Origin of the sequence: Marinomonas gallaica, from assembly GCF_049821165.1 — a bacterium.
Taxonomy (GTDB): Bacteria; Pseudomonadota; Gammaproteobacteria; order Pseudomonadales; family Marinomonadaceae; genus Marinomonas; species Marinomonas gallaica.
On sequence record NZ_CP187511.1, the window covers coordinates 3,064,037 to 3,082,150 of the forward strand.

16 protein-coding genes are annotated in these 18,114 nt (G+C 45.3%); 6 read left to right on the forward strand and 10 right to left on the reverse strand.

Annotation, left to right across the window (positions count from 1 at the left end):
• From ACPUEK_RS14450 to ACPUEK_RS14460, 3 genes are read right to left on the reverse strand one after another with little or no spacing between them, the layout of a single operon-like run.
• The gene (locus tag ACPUEK_RS14450; protein ID WP_067220146.1) at positions 1-798 is read right to left on the reverse strand and encodes a Na(+)-translocating NADH-quinone reductase subunit C; all 798 of its coding nucleotides are present in this window, start codon (positions 796-798) and stop codon (positions 1-3) included.
• Positions 791-1,987, reverse strand: a complete 1,197-nt coding sequence (locus tag ACPUEK_RS14455) for an NADH:ubiquinone reductase (Na(+)-transporting) subunit B (protein ID WP_067220144.1) — start codon at positions 1,985-1,987, stop codon at positions 791-793. The genes ACPUEK_RS14450 and ACPUEK_RS14455 overlap by 8 nt, the downstream gene beginning before the upstream one ends.
• A 3-nt stretch (positions 1,988-1,990) precedes the next feature.
• Entirely contained in the window at positions 1,991-3,328 is a 1,338-nt protein-coding gene (locus ACPUEK_RS14460) for a Na(+)-translocating NADH-quinone reductase subunit A (RefSeq protein ID WP_425641166.1), read from the reverse strand.
• A gap of 403 nt (positions 3,329-3,731) precedes the next feature.
• On the opposite strand from ACPUEK_RS14460, the gene ACPUEK_RS14465 reads away from it, so the two are divergent.
• From ACPUEK_RS14465 to ACPUEK_RS14475, 3 genes are read left to right on the forward strand one after another with little or no spacing between them, the layout of a single operon-like run.
• On the forward strand, positions 3,732-3,929 hold the full coding sequence (locus ACPUEK_RS14465) for a hypothetical protein (protein ID WP_067220137.1): 198 nt from the start codon (positions 3,732-3,734) through the stop codon (positions 3,927-3,929).
• A gap of 13 nt (positions 3,930-3,942) precedes the next feature.
• A complete protein-coding gene (gene mfd / locus ACPUEK_RS14470) occupies positions 3,943-7,347 on the forward strand; it encodes a transcription-repair coupling factor (protein WP_425641167.1) in 3,405 nt (1,134 codons plus the stop codon).
• Positions 7,344-8,039 (forward strand): hypothetical protein, encoded by a 696-nt coding sequence (locus ACPUEK_RS14475; protein ID WP_425641168.1) that lies wholly within the window; start codon positions 7,344-7,346, stop codon positions 8,037-8,039. The genes mfd and ACPUEK_RS14475 overlap by 4 nt, the downstream gene beginning before the upstream one ends.
• 85 nt (positions 8,040-8,124) lie before the next feature.
• On the opposite strand, the gene sohB is transcribed toward ACPUEK_RS14475, so the two are convergent.
• Positions 8,125-9,153 (reverse strand): protease SohB, encoded by a 1,029-nt coding sequence (sohB, locus tag ACPUEK_RS14480; protein WP_425641169.1) that lies wholly within the window; start codon positions 9,151-9,153, stop codon positions 8,125-8,127.
• Between the two features lie 182 nt (positions 9,154-9,335).
• On the opposite strand from sohB, the gene nhaB reads away from it, so the two are divergent.
• Positions 9,336-10,841 carry a sodium/proton antiporter NhaB gene (gene nhaB, locus ACPUEK_RS14485; protein WP_067220124.1) on the forward strand — a complete coding sequence of 502 codons (1,506 nt, stop codon included), beginning with the start codon at positions 9,336-9,338 and terminating at the stop codon, positions 10,839-10,841.
• A 65-nt stretch (positions 10,842-10,906) separates the two neighbouring features.
• On the opposite strand, the gene dnaQ is transcribed toward nhaB, so the two are convergent.
• Genes dnaQ through ACPUEK_RS14500 form a run of 3 tightly spaced genes read right to left on the reverse strand, consistent with a single transcriptional unit; the run spans position 10,907 to position 12,820 of the window.
• Positions 10,907-11,638 carry a DNA polymerase III subunit epsilon gene (gene dnaQ, locus ACPUEK_RS14490; RefSeq protein ID WP_425641170.1) on the reverse strand — a complete coding sequence of 244 codons (732 nt, stop codon included), beginning with the start codon at positions 11,636-11,638 and terminating at the stop codon, positions 10,907-10,909.
• The gene (gene rnhA, locus ACPUEK_RS14495; RefSeq protein WP_425641171.1) at positions 11,635-12,078 is read right to left on the reverse strand and encodes a ribonuclease HI; all 444 of its coding nucleotides are present in this window, start codon (positions 12,076-12,078) and stop codon (positions 11,635-11,637) included. The genes dnaQ and rnhA overlap by 4 nt, the downstream gene beginning before the upstream one ends.
• Before the next feature lie 4 nt (positions 12,079-12,082).
• On the reverse strand, positions 12,083-12,820 hold the full coding sequence (locus ACPUEK_RS14500) for a class I SAM-dependent methyltransferase (protein ID WP_067220116.1): 738 nt from the start codon (positions 12,818-12,820) through the stop codon (positions 12,083-12,085).
• Between the two features lie 84 nt (positions 12,821-12,904).
• On the opposite strand from ACPUEK_RS14500, the gene gloB reads away from it, so the two are divergent.
• A complete protein-coding gene (gene gloB, locus ACPUEK_RS14505; RefSeq protein WP_425641172.1) occupies positions 12,905-13,684 on the forward strand; it encodes a hydroxyacylglutathione hydrolase in 780 nt (259 codons plus the stop codon).
• 58 nt (positions 13,685-13,742) lie between these two features.
• Complete coding sequence (locus ACPUEK_RS14510) at positions 13,743-15,392, forward strand: lytic transglycosylase (RefSeq protein ID WP_067220110.1); 1,650 nt, start codon at positions 13,743-13,745, stop codon at positions 15,390-15,392.
• Between the two features lie 72 nt (positions 15,393-15,464).
• On the opposite strand, the gene ACPUEK_RS14515 is transcribed toward ACPUEK_RS14510, so the two are convergent.
• From ACPUEK_RS14515 to ACPUEK_RS14525, 3 genes are all read right to left on the reverse strand, one after another.
• A complete protein-coding gene (locus ACPUEK_RS14515; RefSeq protein ID WP_067220288.1) occupies positions 15,465-15,749 on the reverse strand; it encodes a pyrimidine/purine nucleoside phosphorylase in 285 nt (94 codons plus the stop codon).
• 62 nt (positions 15,750-15,811) lie between these two features.
• Positions 15,812-16,708: a transcriptional regulator GcvA gene (gcvA, locus tag ACPUEK_RS14520; RefSeq protein WP_306455688.1), complete on the reverse strand. Its 897-nt coding sequence runs from the start codon at positions 16,706-16,708 to the stop codon at positions 15,812-15,814.
• Between the two features lie 59 nt (positions 16,709-16,767).
• Positions 16,768-18,102 carry a DEAD/DEAH box helicase gene (locus ACPUEK_RS14525; RefSeq protein ID WP_425641173.1) on the reverse strand — a complete coding sequence of 445 codons (1,335 nt, stop codon included), beginning with the start codon at positions 18,100-18,102 and terminating at the stop codon, positions 16,768-16,770.
• Between the last annotated feature and the right edge of the window lie 12 nt (positions 18,103-18,114).

Consider the following 18,114-nt stretch of genomic DNA (forward strand, 5'->3'; position numbering starts at 1 on the left):
TTACACTCCTTCACTACGAAGTTCGGCAAGGAAAGGACCAAAACCTTCACTACCCAACCAGTATTGAACTAGGTTCGTCACACCGCGACTGGTTAAAGTCGCACCAGAAAGACCATCTACTTTATGAGATGCATTAGGATCATTAGAATCTACAGAACCTTTAGCCAAGCGAATAACAGCCTCGCCTTCCTCGTTGTAGACTTCTTTACCTTCCCAAAGCGCTTTCCAGTTAGGATTATCGACCTCACCACCCAGTCCAGGTGTTTCAGCTTGCTGGTAAAAACCAAAACCAACGACTGTAGAAAGATCCGACTCAAGTGCCATAAAGCCATACATTGTTGACCATAGACCGTAACCATGAACTGGCAAGATGATGCGTGCTTTCGCATTTTCATCTTTTACAACATATACCGCTGCAAATTTAGCGCGACGCTTGATGCTTGCAGGATCACTCTCACCCTTCAAGGAAGTAGACAACGCCGGATCTTTCGCCGCAGCCTGCTGACTGTAAGAGTCAACGTTAATGCCTGCTTCTTGAAGTTCGGCATCCGTTGCAAAACGGCCAGCTTCAATGTTCACAAGTCGTTTTTCAACGGTCGCGAACACTTCTTCAACGCTTTCCCCTGGCTGAAGCATTTGCGCAGCCGCCAAGATGTTACGTTTACGGTCAAGGTCACGGTTCTCTTGCTGAATTGGCTTAAGACCAACCGCAGCACCCGCAACAAAGATCGAACATACCAAACACAGTGCCACAGCAACAATGATGGTTTTTGAAATGCTATCGTTACTGCTAGCCATTACGAGCAATCCTCCGTTTGATATTTGCTTGCACTACGAAGTGGTCAATAAACGGAGCAAACAGGTTAGCAAATAGAATCGCCAACATCATACCTTCAGGGTACGCAGGGTTTACTACACGAATCATGATAACCATTACACCGATTAGCGCACCGTAGAACCATTTACCACGGTTAGTCATAGACGCTGACACAGGGTCAGTAGCCATGTACATCATACCGAAAGCAAAGCCCCCCATTACAAGGTGCCAGTACCAAGGTGTCGCAAACATCGCATTGGTATCAGAGCCAATGGCATTAAATAGCAATGACGTTGCCACCATACCAAGCATCACACCTGCAACAATTCGCCATGCAGCAATCTTCATAATCAACAGCGCACCACCCCCTATCAAAATTGCTAGGGTAGAGGTTTCACCCATAGAACCTTGAATGAAGCCGAAGAACGCATCAGACCAAGACACAGACAATGCTTCAACGCCACTTGCTGCCACTTGACTAAGAGCCGTCGCACCAGAGTAACCATCCACCGCTGTCCATACCGCATCACCAGACATAGACGCAGGGTAAGCAAAGAATAGGAAAGCACGACCTGCTAAGGCAGGGTTTAGGAAGTTTTTACCCGTTCCACCAAATACTTCTTTACCCAGTACCACACCAAAAGTAATACCTAAAGCAACTTGCCATAGCGGGATAGTTGCAGGAAGTGTCAAAGCAAACAGAATAGACGTAACGAAGAAACCTTCATTCACTTCATGTTTACGAACCGAAGCGAACAATACTTCCCAGAAACCACCCACCACAAACGTGGTTAGATAAACAGGCAAGAAATACATCGCACCATAAATCATGTTATCCCAGACACTGTTTACGTTATACGCTGTCAGTGCCCCGATAACCCCTTGACGCCAAGTGTCAGCCGGCGCTGCACCCATAACATCTAACGCAGAGTTTGCTTGGAATCCGATATTGTACATACCGAAAAACATGGCAGGGAATGTACACATCCAAACAAGAATCATGACACGTTTCATATCTACCGCGTCACGAACGTGAGAACCACCTTTTGCAACACTGCTAGGACGATAGAAAATAGTATCTACCGCTTCGTAAAGTGCATACCATTTCTCATATTTGCCGCCTGAGTGAAACTCAGGCTCCATTTTATCTAGAATAGTTCTAAGACCCATGGATTAACCCTCTTTCTCAATCGTTGTGAGACAGTCACGTAGAATTGGGCCGTATTCAAACTTACCTGAACAAGCATACGTCATTAACGCCAAGTCTTCTTCATCAAGCTCTAATGCACCCAGCTTCTGTGCCTGCTCAGTGTCGCCAACAACCAAAGCGCGCAATAATTGAGTTGGAAGAATATCCAACGGCATCAAACGCTCAAAATGACCCAGTGGCAGCATGGTACGATCACTACCGTTAGTCGATGTTGTCATGTCAAATGTCGACTTACCTGTTAGCTTTGAAATAAATACATTCAATACAGAATGTTTTTCAAATCCAGCACGTAAATAATGAACCATTTGACGCTCACGACCTTCAGCAAGGACAACCACTTGTGCGTGGTAACGACCAAGGTACGCATAAGGGCCAACCGCTTTGCGACCAGACAACACTGAACCTGAGATAATACGGTTCTCGCCATCAGGCAGTTCACTTGAAAGCAACTGATTTAGGTCAGCACCAATAACCGTTCGAATCAAACGCGGCTTAGAAACCTGTGGTCCACCCACAGCAATGACGCGAGAAACATCCAGCTGACCATTTACAAACAACTCACCGATTGCAACCACATCTTGGTAGTTGATAGACCAAACTGTCTTTTTGTCGCTGACTGGATCAAGAAAATGAATATGCGTTCCAACAAGGCCCGCTGGGTGCTTACCAGAAAACTCTTCTACCACAACGTCTGAAGTAGTTGGAATTTTGCTGTCTGGTGCTTTACAAAGAAATACTTTGCCCTCAGTCAAACGCGTCAATACTGTTAAACCATCCGCAAATGCTTCTGCTTTATCAGCCAATACAACAGCAGGATCTGCTGCAAGAGGATTCGTATCGATTGCCGTAACGAAGATCGAGTTAGGGACTGAATCAACTTCAGGAACTTTAGAGAAAGGGCGAGTACGTAGCGCAGTCCAAAGACCAGACTCAACTAAGTTCTCTACTACTTTACCGCGCTCTAGCGATTTAAGCTCTGAACCCGAATATTTCGAAAATTCAACGGCGTCATTACCTTCAACTGTAATAACAACCGATTGCAGTACGCGTCGTTCACCGCGATTAATCGCAGCGATAGTACCTGAGGCTGGGGCGGTGTACTTTACTCCTTCCGTTTTTTTATCTGTAAAGATAACCTGCCCTTTTTTGACCTTATCACCCTCTTTGACCAACATGGTAGGTTTCATACCAATGTAGTCAGGTCCGATGATGGCAACCGATTTTGCGGCAGGAGCATCCTCAATCACCTGATTGGGGGCGCCGCTGATCGGTAGATCTAGGCCTTTAGTAATTTTATACATATGTTCTGCCCAACAAAAATTGAACACCAAAGCGTACTTACGCTACTGAGCCAAATCCCCTCCGGGAAAGCATTTTGACTCTCGCCACCAATTAAAGGTCGCTTTATAACGTAATATCACTTCACCGAAAAAACCTGCGTATTATAGAGATCATTGCCTGCGTTGACTACTAGCGTACGCTTCCTTTACCCACAATGAGTGCGCAAAAACAGAGAAATACCAACTATAAGCGCTGTTTATTTTACTAGCCTCCCAATGTGAGTTTTGTATTTTTATTACATTTAAAGGAAGCTGCGTGTCTTACTCACTTTTCCCTAGTTGTTTGAACTTCCATGGTTGCGGCATACGATGTAACACGACAAAATAGATTCAAAGTGCAAAACACTTGCAAGGGAAACATGTCATGTCACATGCTGCAGCACAGATTCGCATTAAAGATTTACGTCTTCGCACATACATTGGTGGCAGTGAAGAAGAAACGCACAACCTGCAAGATGTCGCGCTCAATGCGCCCAATGAATATCCGTCAGAGGCTGTTAAGCCTCATGCACTGCGCTTTGCTGACGCTGTTTCGTTTCGCTTAGCTAAACATAAAATTTAAATTAGCCAACAAAATGACCATACAACACACACTACAATTTACTGCCGGCTTTAAGAATTTTCTCGATACACACAACATTAGCCATAAGGCAAAACGTATTGTTGATATCGCCCAACAACATCAAAAGCCGTTACTGTACATTGCGGCCAGTGCTACTGAGTTGAATGAGATAGAGGACAACATCCGCTTTTTTGCCGAGCAAAACTTACCTGTCTTACGCTTCTCCGATTGGGAAACTCTGCCATACGACAGTTTCTCGCCACATCAAGACATCATTTCTGACCGTTTAAATACTTTAGCCCAAATTCGAGATTTGTCAGCAGGCATTATTTTAACCACCACCTCCTCTGCCCTTACCCGAATTTGTCCAGAAGAACACATTGATGCGCAGCGCTTTGAATTAAAGCTCGATCAGAAAATAGCCCAGAAACAATTAATTGATCGCTTAAGCAATGGTGGCTATTTAAATGTTGAAACGGTGACAACTCATGGAGAGTTTGCCGTTCGTGGCGCCATCATGGACGTTTACCCGATGGGGGTTGCTAACCCAGTCCGTATTGAATGGTTTGACGATGAAGTAGAGTCGATTCGATGGTTTGATGTCGAAACACAACGCACTATCGAGAAAGTAGCAGAAATTAAGATTCTTCCAGCGCGAGAAATTGCCACGACACAGAATGGTATAACCGGGTTTCGTAAACGCTTTCGTGAACGTTTTGACATCGACCCTCTCAGCAGCCCTGTCTACCAAGATGTCACTGAAGGCATTATTCCAGGCGGCATCGAGTATTACTTACCACTGTTTTTCGAAAAAACCGGCACACTATTCGACTACCTACGTGAACAAACTCTGGTGGCACGTAATGAGCAACTCAATGAATATGTCGGTGCAACCCTACTCGATTATAAGACGCGACATGAATCACTTGCTTATGATGTTCAAAAACCTATTTTGAAGCCAAGTGAGCTCTGCCTTTTAGAAGATGAATTCTTCGCGCAACTCAATCATTTTGCAGGCCTCATCTTTCGCACCAACCAAGCTTCTGAAGCGGCTCTTCCAGATCTATCCGCAGACAACCAAGGCCAAGCCACATTCGCAAGACTGACAGCATTCTTGGCGCAACAAACCTTACCCACGTTAATCGTTGCCGAATCCGCTGGTCGCCGTGAAGCCTTATTGGATTTATTGCAAGACGCTAAAATTAAGCCCTCTGTGTGCGAAACCTGGCAAAGCTTCTGCGAGGAAACAAGTGGACTCTTCATTACCGAAGGATTGCTGTCGCAAGGTTTTGTATTAGACGACCACTGCGCTCTCATAGCAGAAAGTAATTTGTTAGGCGAACGCGTCACACAATCACGCCGACGCAAAGCCTCTAATATCGACGAAGATGCCATTATTCGTAACTTAACAGAGTTGCGAATGGGTGCGCCGGTTGTTCATATTGATCACGGTGTTGGCCGCTATTTAGGGCTTACTAATTTATCCATTGATGGACAAGAAACCGAACTGCTAACGCTTGGCTATGCCAACGATGCAAAACTGTACGTGCCAGTATCGTCTCTACAATTGATTTCACGCTATACCGGGGCCGATGAAGAACACGCGCCGCTGCACAAATTGGGCACTGAAAAATGGAGCGTTGCCAAACAAAAAGCCGCTGAAAGAGCGCGAGATACCGCCGCTGAACTGTTAGAAATTTACGCTAAACGGGAGTCCAAAAAAGGTCATGCGTTTGCCAAACCTGATGACGCTTACAAACAGTTTTCATCTGGTTTCCCGTTTGAAGAAACACCAGACCAACAATCGGCCATCGACGCGGTCATTCATGATATGTCTAACGCCAAAGCCATGGACCGTCTCGTTTGTGGTGACGTAGGTTTTGGTAAAACCGAAGTGGCGATGCGGGCAGCATTCCTAGCCGTTCAAGATGGCAAACAAGTCGCCGTACTGGTTCCAACCACCCTATTAGCGCAGCAACACTACGATAACTTCTGCGATCGCTTTGCAGATTGGCCCGTTCAGGTAGAACTGCTGTCTCGCTTCCGTTCTGGCAAACAGACTACCGCCGCTATCGATCGTATCCAACAAGGTACCGCTGACATTATTGTAGGTACCCATAAACTGATTCAAAGCGACATCAACTTCGCCAACCTTGGATTGGTCATCATTGATGAAGAGCACCGCTTTGGTGTGAAGCAAAAAGATCAGTTTAAAGCCTTACGTGCAGAAGTGGATATTCTGACACTGACGGCCACCCCGATACCGCGAACTCTTAATATGTCTCTGAATGGTATTCGAGATCTTTCAATTATCGCGACACCGCCGGCTAAACGTCTCTCAATCAAGACCTTCGTGAAGCAAAAAGACACTCATCAAATTAGAGAAGCCGTATTGCGTGAACTGTATCGCGGTGGACAAGTTTACTATTTACACAATGAAGTCCAATCCATCGAGAAAGCCGCCGAAGACTTAAAAGAGCTTGTTCCAGAAGCACGCGTCATCGTTGGTCATGGTCAGATGCGTGAACGTGAACTGGAGCAGGTTATGTCGGACTTTTATCATAAACGCGCCAATGTGCTGGTCTGTTCTACCATCATCGAAACTGGGATCGATGTACCCAACGCTAACACCATCATCATCGAGCGTGCTGATAAGTTTGGCCTCGCCCAGCTACACCAATTACGTGGCCGTGTCGGTCGCTCGCATCATCAGGCCTACGCTTATTTGCTAACTCCCAATGACCGCAAAGTCACCGGTGATGCAGAAAAACGCTTAGAAGCTATTACCATGGCCGACACGTTAGGCGCAGGGTTCACACTGGCCACGCATGATTTGGAAATTCGCGGAACCGGTGAACTATTAGGTGATGGACAAAGTGGTCACATTGAACACGTCGGATTTTCATTGTTTATGGAAATGCTCGATCGTGCAGTTACTTCGCTTAAGAACGGTGAATCTCCTGACGTTGATATCTCAACGCCAGCACAGACCGACATTAACTTACGTATTGCCGCGTTAATCCCAGAAGACTACTTGGGTGATGTTCATACCCGTTTAATGCTATACAAGCGTATTGCCAGCGCAAAAAATGATGACCAACTCAAAGAACTGCAAGTCGAAATGATTGACCGCTTCGGACTATTACCGGACCCTACCAAGAACTTATTCCGCCAAACAGCTCTAAAATTCAAAGCGGAACAGCTGGGTATACAAAAAATCGAAGCCAATCAGCACGAAGGCAAGATCCACTTTAAGAGCAACACACCTGTGGACCCTATGAAATTAATTTCGTTAATTCAAACGAAACCCGATCAATTCAAACTTTCCGGCTCGGATACGTTACGATTTATTGCTAATATGCCCAACGCAGACGAACGTTTCACTCATACTCTTAAAACATTGGAATTGTTACATTGAAAGCACTCTCTTTCTTAGTCTTTGGTGTTTTATCAAGCGCCATCAGCCAAGCCAATGCTGTCGACCTTAACAGCATTGATTTGGAAAAAGCACGTGCCTACCAAGCTTACGTTATGACGTTTGCTTGGCCTGACAACATGAGCTCAGAAACCATCGAGTATCAAGATGTTTATTCGCTAGATGGCTTAATGAAAAATCCTAGACGAAGTGCCTCAAGCATTGCCCCGCGTTCACTGCCTTCACCTTTTGATAATTTCCAAAATACGATCAGAGCGCGCGCTGAGCTACTAACATCTAACAGCTGGACTTTAATTTTTCCTGATACAGGCGCGTCTATTTCGAAGCCGCTTTTCAGTGATGCTCAGCAAAATGGATACCCAGAATTCACAGGTAAGGTCACCTTCACTTTAGGTCGCTACCTTGAAAGTAATTTACATTATCAGTCCTATCTATTTGGCAATCCTGTCGCAATGATACCAGAAGAGGTACACGCAAACGCTCATGCTTCTGGCACTCAACTACAACCGAGCCAAAACTTTTGGGACGGCCCTTCGCAAGTCCTGCCTCTTCACTTCAAAAATAAAACGGCCAGCAAAAAACTCAACTATATCGATCATCCCATCGTTGGCACCCTCATTTACTTCGAGCCGCTCGATCTGGAACAAGCAATTGATTTAGTCTCGGAGCGCTAGATATAAAAAGACCCCCAGTAATTGGAATGTCCAACTATTGGGGGTCAGTTCATTGAGCGGGATTTTTTATATCTCTTTAAAAGACTTAAAAGCCTCGATGGTTTAAGGCTTTAGACAACCATCCTGTGGCTTTTTGCTCTACCGCGGACAACACACCCAACCCTAATCGCTCTGTAAACGCTTTAGGTTCACGATACGTCACTTGTACCACATCGTGATCTGAATAGTATTGCTCTAAATAGGCATCACTGGTCATCACAGCGTCGGCAAGTTTATTGTCAATGGCTTCAGAGCCATACCATGTTTCACCGGTCGCAATGGCATCGATATCTAATACAGGACGATTTTTAGACACGAAGTGCTTAAACAAATCATGTGTATCTTCTAAATCTTGCTTAAACTTCTCACGTCCTTCATCAGTATTCTCACCCAACATTGTTAAAGTACGCTTGTACTTGCCCGCTGTGTGCAGCTCTACATCAATGGTATTACGCTCAAGCAAGCGATGAATATTTGGCACTTGCGCCACAACACCAATCGAGCCCAAAATCGCAAACGGCGCGGCAACAATCTTATCGGCCACACAAGCCATCATATAACCGCCACTGGCCGCCACTTTATCAACGCTGACAGTTAACGGAATCCCCTTATCACGAATTCTCTGCAGCTGTGAAGCGGCTAATCCATAGCCATGCACGACACCACCAGGGCTTTCAAGACGAACAACCACCTCATCTTTCTCGGTTGCCACACTTAAAATGGCGGTAATCTCTTCGCGCAGAGACTGCACCGCACTGGCCTTTATGTCTCCGTCAAAATCTAAAACGTAAACGCGTTTCTGCTCTTCACTTTGTTTCACAGCAGACTTAGCTTCTGCTTTCTTTTGCTTTTTAAGGGCTTTTTGCTGCTGCTTTAGTATCTTTTTATCAAACAATTTTTTACTCAGCTCATCTTTCATGGTTTGGTAACCATCATTGAGCTTAGTAATTGTTAGGTTGCCATTCTTACGCTGTTTATTCTTGCCGCTCGCAACAACCGACAAAATCAGCAGAATGATCAACGCAATACTTAATAGGCGTATTAGAAAGCCTGCGTAATCTGCTAAAAACTCCAAATCAAAACTCCTAAACTACTGTGTATTAATTACTTTCCGGCCAATGATAATAGAGCCCACTACACATTTCACAATACTTAATTTTGAGTTCGTTGACTTTATATGTCGCTCTTTAAACAGTATTTGCTTAGTATTTGCACTCAAAACTACGGCTTTGGCCATAATTAAGGAGCGCACTGTTAATGAAAGCATCACTATCTCAAGCTTTCGGCAATAACTTTTTAGGGTCATCTCCCCTCTGGTATAAGCAAACCATCATCGCTTTTCTTATCTTAAACCCTATTGTTTTGGTTTCTATGGGACCATTCGTGGCGGGCTGGTTATTAATTGTTGAATTCATTTTCACTTTAGCGATGGCGCTAAAATGCTATCCCCTTCAACCAGGAGGGCTGCTGGCTATAGAAGCTGTTTTGCTTGGTTTAACGACTAGTGAAGGGGTTTATCATGAAGTGGAGAGCAACATTGAAGTCATCCTGCTGCTAATGTTTATGGTTGCTGGTATTTATTTCATGAAAGATATGCTGCTGTTTATTTTTAATAAACTGCTAATTAAAATCCGTTCAAAAGTAGCCATTTCTCTTGTTTTCAGCTTTGCAGCAGCCTTGTTGTCGGCTTTTTTGGATGCCTTGACCGTGACCGCTGTTTTAATCAGTGTCAGCGTTGGCTTTTACTCGGTTTACCACAAGGTTGCATCAGACCAATCGAACAATAAATCCCATGACCTAAGTGGTGATGAGTTGGTGCTACCTGTCAATCAGGAAGACTTGGCAAAATTTAGAGCCTTTTTACGTAGCTTGCTTATGCATGGTGCGGTTGGTACCGCATTAGGTGGCGTCTGTACACTAGTAGGTGAGCCTCAAAACCTTCTGATCGCTCACGTTGCTGGCTGGGACTTTATTGAATTCTTCATTCGCATAGCGCCTGTGTCCATGCCAGTACTTGTGGCTGGACTACTCACTGTCGTTATTTTAGAAAAAACCAAATGGTTTGATTATGGTGCCAAGCTTCCTGAAAACGTGCGCAATATTCTGAAAAACTTCGCTGACGAAGAAGCGGATAAAAGCACGGCTAAATACAAAGCACAGCTGGTTGTGCAAGGCCTTGTGGCGATTATTCTGGTCCTCTCTCTGGCTCTACATGTCGCTGAAGTTGGCTTGGTTGGACTGATGGTGATTGTGCTGCTAACGTCCATGAATGGCATCACCGAAGAGCATCGTATTGGCCACGCGTTTGAAGAGGCGCTTCCGTTCACGGCATTATTAGTCGTATTTTTCAGTGTTGTATCGGTGATCCATAGCCAACATTTATTTCAGCCGTTTATCGACTTTGTACTGAGTTTCCCCACCGATAAGCAGCCAATAATGTTCTTCATTGCAAACGGTCTTTTATCTGCGATAAGTGATAACGTCTTTGTCGCCACCGTCTACATCAGCGAAATAAAAAGCGCTTTGGATGAAGGCTTAATTACACGTGAACATTTCGATCTATTAGCCATCGCCGTAAACACTGGCACCAATCTACCAAGTGTGGCAACGCCTAACGGTCAGGCTGCCTTCTTATTCTTGCTGACCTCTGCTATTGCCCCTCTGTTGCGCCTATCCTATGGCAAAATGGTGTGGATGGCACTTCCGTACACCATTGTTTTATCCGTAGTTGGTGGCATTTGTGTGAGTTACTTAGCCATGTAATTCACAGCAAATAAAAAGGCCCAGTAAAATGTCTCTACTGGGCCTTTTTATTAGGGATGTGACTGTTATTCGCTCTGCTCCAAAGCTGGGTTTTCAAGTTTACGCCATAATGACAAACCAGATTTCTTATCAATCAGATCCAGTCTTTCGTTATGTGACTCAAGTTCCGATTCACTGGCTTTAATCACCTTCAGCTTCGGGCGATCAGAAGACAATCGACGAACAGCCAATCGAGCTTCTTCACCTTCGTCACCATCCCCTCCAAAACCGCCAATCGTGATTTGACCACCGGTCATTAGCAAATAAACGTCGGCTAAGATTTCCGAGTCGAGCAAGGCGCCGTGCAGCTCTCGATGAGAGTTGTCGATACCATAACGCTTACATAAGGCGTCTAGATTGTTTTTCTGCCCTGGATGCTTGCGTCGCGCATAAACCAAGCTGTCGAAAACCTTACAGACATCAGCAACTTTAGGGAAACCACCCAGCTTTGAGAACTCATTATCTATGTGACCAACGTCAAACGGTGCATTATGGATAACTAGCTCGGCACCTTTGATGAAATCGAAAAACGCTTGTGCGACGTCCGCAAACTTAGGCTTATCTTGTAGAAATTCATTACTGATTCCATGAACATTGAAAGCCTCTTCTTCGACTTCACGCTCAGGGTTGATATAGACATGGAAGTGACGTTTTGTAAGCTTGCGCCCCACCAATTCAACACAGCCAATCTCGATAATGCGATGACCTTGCTTAGGGTCGATACCTGTTGTCTCGGTATCCAGTACCACTTGTCTCACGATTTAGCCCTCAATTCATCAATGCCTTGGTTGGCCAATTCATCCGCAATCTCATTACCTTCGATACCAGCATGGCCTTTTACCCAGTGCCATGCCACTTGATGCTTTTGGCACATCTCATCAAGTTGCTTCCATAGATCTTGATTCTTTACCGGCTGCTTCGATGCCGTTTTCCAGCCTTTACGCTTCCAGCCAGCCAGCCATTCCGTGATACCTTTCTGAACATAAGAAGAGTCTGTATATAAATCTACCTGACATGGTTCTCTTAACGCTTTTAAGCCTTCAATTGCCCCCATCAACTCCATACGATTATTGGTTGTATCATGTTCACCACCACACAATCGCTTTTCATGGGCACCGAATGTTAACCATGCACCCCATCCGCCAATGCCGGGATTGCCTTTACATGCACCGTCGGTGTAAAGCGTTACTTCTTTCATTAAATTACTTAATCTCTTTGATGGTCGGTTTAGTCAATGGCGGAACACGAACTTTGGTCGCTTTCCAACGCGGTTTAAGAGGAATATAGCGACGAGTTTGCTTAGTAGCGGTCATAATGTAGACACTGCCCATGGGCAATTTCAGTGCTTTGAGCGAATTCCCTAACCAGCCCATACGTTGACGCCATTTACTGGATTTAAACGGCATATCGTAATCAATAAACTCAACTTTTTCGAGGGTTAATCCTGCTACCTTCAACCAATCGTCTAAACGGCGATGGGAGATAAAACTGGCGGACCATGGCGCACGCATACGCTTAGAAAATGCCCGACGAATCCCCCAGAAACTAAATGGATTAAACCCAATAATAATCAATTTACCGCTTGGCAATAATGTACGCGCTACTTCGTACAAATCACGATGAGGGTTTTCGGATAAATCCAACGTATGATGCAACACTATGGCATCGATACCGTCAGACTCCAAAGGCAGTTCGCTCATATTTGCCACCACCGTAGATTGACTCGCGCCAAGCTCAAGCACAGGCGACAAGCAAATATTTTCTCGCATACGATGGTTATGAAACGTGAGCTGTTTTAACGGAGATTGCTGCACCAGATAGTAACCCACCATGTTATCCAGCTCACGTTCAACGAAATCATGCTCTTCGTTTAAAAGCCGCTGTCCTAATTCAGTGTCATACCAATCTTGGAATAATTGTCTTGATTGGTTATCCAACATACAATGCTCTCTTTCGTTACGGGGCTGCAAAACCAAAATGAGCCGTAGCCCATTCATTAATATTTAAACATACACGTTGGCCATATGACATTTTTTCCGTTACCCGCATTTAATGACAACTACATCTGGATCACTAAAGACGCTACGCAAAAGACAATATGGGCTGTTGATCCCGGCGACGCTCAAGTTGTCCTCGACTACTGCAAAGCAGAACATCTGACACTGGCAGGGATCCTAATTACCCACCACCACAAAGATCATACCGGTGGTGTTGAGACACTTAAGAAAGAATTCAACTGCCCTACTTATGGCCCTGAATCGTTATCGCCTACTCTTGTTACGCATCCATTAAGACAAGGTGAAAGCGTAACCGTTCATTACCAAGAGTTTCTCGTATTAGAAACCCCAGGTCATACACTAGATCATATCTGCTATTTTGCTGAGCCAGAACAACAAGCACCACAGTTACTATGTGGTGATACGCTATTCCGCGGTGGCTGTGGTCGCTTATTTGAAGGCAGTCCAGCGCAAATGCTGAACGCAATGACTCGTTTACGAGCGCTACCACACGCCACACAAGTTTACGGCACCCACGAATACACTCTTGCTAACTACCGTTTTGCACTGGCCATCGACCCAAACAACACGGCACTGGTGAATGCCAATCATGAGGCAGAAGCCTTACGGGCAAAAGATATCCCAACCCTGCCAACAACCATCGCCTTGGAAGCGCAAACAAATCCGTTTATGCGCTTCGATTGGCAACAAGTAGTCGCTGGAGCTGCGCATCTACTCAACGAAGACCCTGCACAGGATTTGATCAATGGTTTTGCACAGATTCGACGCGCCAAAGACGGCTTTTAGTTGATCTCTAAAAGCCAATCATTAGAATGCAGGCAAATTTATATAAAATGTGAGCAGAATGACTAAAAACATACTCATCGCCCTTATGGCGGGCAGTATCCTAACGGGCTGTCAATCCTTGACCCATACACCTGCGGATATTGCCGACATCGATGCTGAGAATAAGGCCATTGGTGCCCCAGAAGCCGATGCAAACGAAATCGACTTCATCGATACGGTCAAACCTGTTCGCTCGGACGACGCAAAAATTGCCAAAGTCATCGACAACCAAGTTGATATCGATGCCAATTTACCGCCAGAAGATATATGGGATCGCATACGCTCAGGTTACCAACTTAACCTAGACGTTGATCAGCCACGCCTGAAATCGCAACTACGCTGGTACAGTACACACAAATCCTACTTAGATCGCGTATCTAAGCGTGGTGAACGCTACATGTTCTACATTGTTGAGCAGTTAGAAGAAGCTGGCATCCCGCTTGAAATTGCCTTATTGCCTATTGTCGAAAGTGGCTTCGACCCATTTGGCTACAGCCATGGACGCGCCTCCGGCCCGTGGCAATTTATCCCATCAACCGGCCATATCTACGGCCTAGAGCAGACTTGGTGGTTAGATGGCCGACGTGATATTCAACTGTCTACTCAAGCGGCCGTTGCTTACTTAACTCGCCTAAACAAGATGTTTGATGGTGACTGGTTGCATGCACTGGCGTCATACAACTCAGGTGAAGGCACCGTCATGCGCGCGATTCGCCGCAACAAGAAAGCCGGTAAACCGACGGACTTTTGGAATCTAGATTTGCCAGCGGAAACACGTGCTTACGTGCCCAAGCTACTGGCATTAGCTAAAATCATGAAAGACCCTGATGCTTACGACTATAAGACACATTTTATTGCTAATGAACCTTACTTTGATGAAGTGAATATTGGCGGCCAAATCGACCTTGCTCAGGCGGCCGACATGGCAGGCGTAAGTATCGACGAAATTTATTTGCTGAACCCAGCCTTTAACCAGTGGGCGACTTCACCAGATGGGCCCCATAAGCTATTGGTACCCATTGATTCCGCAGATGCCTTCCGTACCAAATTGGCGAAACTACCGCCAAAAGAGCGTGTCACATGGATTCGTTATACCGTCCAAGCAGGCGACAACTTAGGCGGCGTAGCCCGTAGTCACAATACGACTGTGGACGTTTTAAAGGACATCAATAAAATTGATACATCTTTGATTCGTGTTGGGCAGCAACTTATGATTCCTGTAGCAGGCAAAAGCGCCGCCAGCTATACATTAAGCTCCCATCAACGCTTACTGTCAAAGCAGTCTCGTGCGCCAAGCTCTAACCGCGTCAAGGTCAACTACACCGTTGAGAGTGGAGACAGCCTGTGGAGTATTGCACAAAAGTATAATACCGATACAAAAACACTGGCACGCTGGAACAGTATGGGACTTGGCGACCCTCTTATCCCAGGCAAAAAACTCGCCGTTTGGATGAAACCTGAAGCGGGTAAAACGAGCCAGCGCGGCGCTCGCTCTGTCGTAAAACGCGTAATTTATACCATTCGCTCTGGTGACTCATTAGCCGTTGTGGCAAATAAGTTTAAGGTGAGCGTGGGTGATATCCGTAAATGGAACCCGAAAGTGGGTGGTCAGAAATACGTTCAACCAGGTGATAAGGTAACCTTACTGGTAAACGTAGTCGGTGGCTAAAACCTTTTCGATGACAAAAAAAGAGGCCCATGATAATGGGCCTCTTTTTTAATGCTTAGAATTGCTTAAAGATCACTCGTAACGGCATAAGTAAGCGGTAACTTCTGCTACTTTAACGCCGAATTTTTGGTTAGCTTCAACGATGAAAGTTTCACCTTTAGCATACGTCTTCCACTCAGTCGCATCCGGCAAAAGGACCGTTAAGGAACCAGAAACAACACTCATGTATTCGCGTTGAGAAGTACCAAACTCGTATTCACCAATGTTCATTACACCAACGGTAGACGTGCCTTCTGCGTTTTCTAACGCAATCGATTTCACCGCATCATCAAAATAGCTATTTACTTGTAGAGACATAAAACACTCACTGTGATCAAACATGGCTAGCTTGCTAGCCCACTTTAAAATGGCTGACTACATCAGCCTGCATTCATTTCTTCGATAATCCATTCTTTAAACGCGACCATGGCTGGGCTTAATGCGCGATTCTTTTCAAACACTAAGTAAAAAGAGCGATTCGTCTCTAAATGTTTATCAAATAACACCTGCAACTGCCCAGAATCCACTTCCGGCATCACCAAGCTAATGTCTGCTAAAGCAATGCCTAACCCTTGCGCTGCTGCACCTGCGGTTAACGAGCCACTTGAAAACATTAAGCCACGACGAAATACTTTCGGATCTAGACCATTTTGCTGCAGCCAATCATTCCACTCGTCGCCACGTTTGCTCACATGCAGCAATGGGTAAAAACGCATGTCTTCTGGGACCTTGATCGGTTGGTTCGGCTTAATTAGCTTAGGCGAACACACAGGCGCCAGCCGGATTGGCCGCAAATAGTGCGCTTCTATGCCATCCCATTCACCATTACCAAAGTAAACCGCCATATCAATCTCACCCAATGAGAAATCAATCAAGCCCATGGAGGAACGAATTTCGATTTCAATGTCAGGATAACGATTTTGAAACCGCTCCATGCGCGGCATTAGCCAACGGGTGAGAAAAGAGGGTGCAACAGCAAGCTTCAGTGAGCCAGCATGTTGAGCACTTTTCAGGTCAGCCGTCGCCTGCTCAAGCTGCTGGAAGATCTTCTTAATCGGTTTAATGTAGCTTTCGCCCGCCTCGGTCAACACCACCTTGCGCTTTGTGCGACGAAACAATTCAATGCCTAGAAAACCTTCTAAGCCTTTAATTTGATGGCTGATCGCTGAAGGCGTGACATTAAGCTCTTGCGCCGCCTTGTTGAAACTTCCATGACGAGCTGCGGACTCAAAGCATTTTAGCGAGTTTAAAGGCGGTAATCTGTTAATAGCTGACACTCCGAATTTTATAAGACCCAGATAAATATAAAGGGGCTAAAACAAGCGTTTAAATACCATCAACCATCTTGATCCGTTTGTTTTTTAGGTAAACGAAACGGTTCAAAGCCTTGCTGATCGTTCTCATGAAACACAGCTTTCTTACGAGACGTCGGCTTCTTCTGGGTTTTCGGTGCTTTTTTCTTAATGGAAGCTTTCGGTTTAGAATCTTTCTGAGGTGCGCGCTTTTGCGTAATACCCGTAAACGTTGGCTCCAACCCTTCTATCGTCGACGTTGGCAACGTACGCTTCAAGTACTCTTCTACTTCTTTAAAGTTAAACCAGTCTTTGGGGCCGACTAGAGAAATCGCATCTCCCTTAAAGCCTGCTCGCCCTGTTCGCCCTGTTCGATGCACAAATTCTTCTGCAGGCTTTGGTATATCAAAGTTAAAAACATGAGAAACACTAGCAATATCTAGGCCACGCGACGCTAAATCGGTACTGACTAAGACATTAAACTTGCCACGGGAAAAATCGTCCATCACTTTAGAACGACCACTTTGGCTCATATCGCCGTTTAAGCTGCCCGTTGTCAAACCCCACGTGCTCAAAAGCTCCGCTAAACGGACGGTATCTTGCTTGGTTGCAGTAAACACGATCGCTTGTTTTATAGTCAGAGTATCAAAAAAGTGATGCAGCAAGGCCTGCTTATGATCTAGGTGATCACACAAGTAAACATGCTGTTTAATGTCTAAATGCTCATCTTGACCATGTCCAACCGCCACACGAACAGGCTCGCGTAGTAACTCTTGAGCCATTTCATTTACTTCAGTGTCTTCCAATGTGGCAGAGAAAAACAAAGTCTGACGACGACGATGGTTAGCAGCGTTATTAATCGCACGAAGATCTGCGGCAAAGCCAAGGTCTAGCATACGATCCGCTTCATCTAAAATAAGCATTTCCAAACCTTCTAAAAAGACATTGCGCTGCTTTAGATGGTCGGCCATACGGCCCGGCGTAGCGACCACAAAATGAGGGTCTTTTTGAAAGTTTTTGTGCTGGTCGTTAAAGTTTTCACCACCCAACACCAAGATTGAGCTGTAACGAGTGCCTGCGATTAAAGTGCGCAAGGTAGCAAACACCTGTTTTGCTAACTCACGCGTTGGCACAAGAATCAACACTCGCGGATCACGGTTAACCAGTGCTCGACGCGTATATAATCGCTGAATTGCAGGTAACAGGTAAGCCAGTGTTTTACCTGAGCCAGTCTTCGATGATGCCAACAAGTCTTTACCCGTCATCGCCTCTGGAATTGCACGCGCTTGAATTTCTGTGGCGTGCTCATAGCCAAAGTGACTAAAAGAGTTTATTAATCGGCTATCTAAATCAAACTCAGAAAATAACAATCGCTTCACCTTATAAAAGTA